Annotated in this window: 3 protein-coding genes; all 3 read right to left on the reverse strand. The window is 52.0% G+C overall.

From position 1 onward, the window contains the following. Positions 1-725, reverse strand: a 725-nt coding sequence (locus BEA93_RS24205; RefSeq protein ID WP_105225234.1) for a site-specific integrase, incomplete at its 3' end; no start/stop codon positions are given. Further along, the gene (ccdB, locus tag BEA93_RS24210; RefSeq protein ID WP_001159871.1) at positions 726-1,031 is read right to left on the reverse strand and encodes a type II toxin-antitoxin system toxin CcdB; all 306 of its coding nucleotides are present in this window, start codon (positions 1,029-1,031) and stop codon (positions 726-728) included. Position 1,032: 1 nt separating this feature from the next. Beyond that, positions 1,033-1,251 (reverse strand): type II toxin-antitoxin system antitoxin CcdA, encoded by a 219-nt coding sequence (gene ccdA / locus BEA93_RS24215; RefSeq protein WP_000813639.1) that lies wholly within the window; start codon positions 1,249-1,251, stop codon positions 1,033-1,035. Positions 1,252-1,653: the final 402 nt, after the last annotated feature.

Consider the following 1,653-nt stretch of genomic DNA (forward strand, 5'->3'; position numbering starts at 1 on the left):
GCAAACACCTTCGTGTAGACCTCCGTTGAGCTGATGGACTTATGCCCCATCAGGCTCTGCAGGACCTTCAGCGGTATACCGGCATACAGCATGTGCATCGCATAGGAATGGCGGAACGTATGTGGCGTGACCGGGACAGAGAACGTCACACCATCAGCGGCAGCGGCGGCAACCGCTTCCCCAATCCAGGTCCTGACCGTTCTGTCCGTCACTTCCCAGATCCGCGCTTTCTCTGTCCTGCCTGTTCGTTTATTACGCCGTTCCACGGGGATTTTCAGTGTGGCCACCATCGTCTGCAGCTGGCTGACGTACCAGGAGTCGGAGAGCGGAACCAGCCGGTGAGTCTGCTGCCCGGCGGGCATTCTTCCTGCCGTCCTGGCGGCTTTTTCGGTCCGTTGTTTCAGGGTCGCAAGCTGCACAAACGGATACGGAGGCGCAAGCGAAAAATCCCCCCGCGTCAGCGCCAGTGCTTCATTAATGCGTGCTCCGGTGTTCCACAGTGTGGCCAGCAGCATCTTGCGGCGCAGATCCGGGACGTAATGGAGCAGGGCACTCACTTCCGGAGCCAGCAGATATTTTGGCAGTTCATCATGGACCATCGACATCTGGCGGAGTGCCAGAGCTGCAGGATAATCAATGGCAACAGGCAGCGATGCAGGCTGTCCGGCAGAATACACTGCCGGTACCATGACTGCAGACTGGCTGTGTATAACGGAGCCTGACATTTATATTCCCCAGAACATCAGGTTAATGGCGTTTTTGATGTCATTTTCGCGGTGGCTGAGATCAGCCACTTCCTCCCCGATAACGGAGACCGGCACACTGGCCATATCGGTGGTCATCATGCGCCAGCTTTCATCCCCGACATGCACCACCGGGTAAAGTTCACGGGAGACTTTATCTGACAGCAGACGTGCACTGGCCAGGGGGATCACCATCCGTCGCCCGGGCGTGTCAATAATGTCACTCTGGACATCCACAAACAGACGATAACGGCTCTCTCTTTTATAGGTGTAAACCTTAAACTGCATTTCACCAGTCCCTGTTCTCATCGGCAAAAGAGCCGTTCATTTCAATAAACCTGGCGACCTCTGCCATCCCTTCCTGATTTTCAGCCTGCCAGCGTTCTGCGCGCAGTCGCCGGGCTTCGTTCTGCATAGTCGTACTGACCAGACCGGAGATATTCACGTCATACGCCTTGAGCAGCTGATAGCTGTCGCTGTCAACTGTCACTGTAATACGCTGCTTCATAGCACACCTCTTTTTGACATACTTTGGGTATGCATGTCAGTATATATTCTTATTCCGCAAAAATCAGCGCGTAAATACACATACTGTTATCTGGCTTTTAGTAAGCCTTATGTATTTTACCTTTCATTATGTTAACCAATAAAAATTAAAATCTGACTTATAAAAACAAAGCGTAATTACCGTATTCCCGTTTCATATAGATCCGACTTTATTTGAATAAACGACTTTCCGGAAGTGTACCACGCTGAGGAAATCATCATATCGCTGTTTTCCGCCCCTGCGCGGCGCATCACAGGTCAGGGAAATAACACAACATATAGTGTCATGAGCAGCTGAATGCAGCACGACATGTTGTACTTACAGGAGGTGGCGTTGTGTGGGGGAGAGGAAGATCCGTAACCA

The sequence above is a fragment of the Escherichia sp. MOD1-EC5950 genome, assembly GCF_002965345.1.
GTDB classification, from domain to species: domain Bacteria; phylum Pseudomonadota; class Gammaproteobacteria; order Enterobacterales; family Enterobacteriaceae; genus Escherichia; species Escherichia marmotae.

What these genes read in the sequence shown, in the direction of transcription:
- ccdB (WP_001159871.1), bottom strand. Translation starts at nt 1,031, where the DNA reads ATGCAGTTTAAGGTTTACACCTATAAAAGAGAGAGCCGTTATCGTCTG.
- ccdA (WP_000813639.1), bottom strand. Translation starts at nt 1,251, where the DNA reads ATGAAGCAGCGTATTACAGTGACAGTTGACAGCGACAGCTATCAGCTG.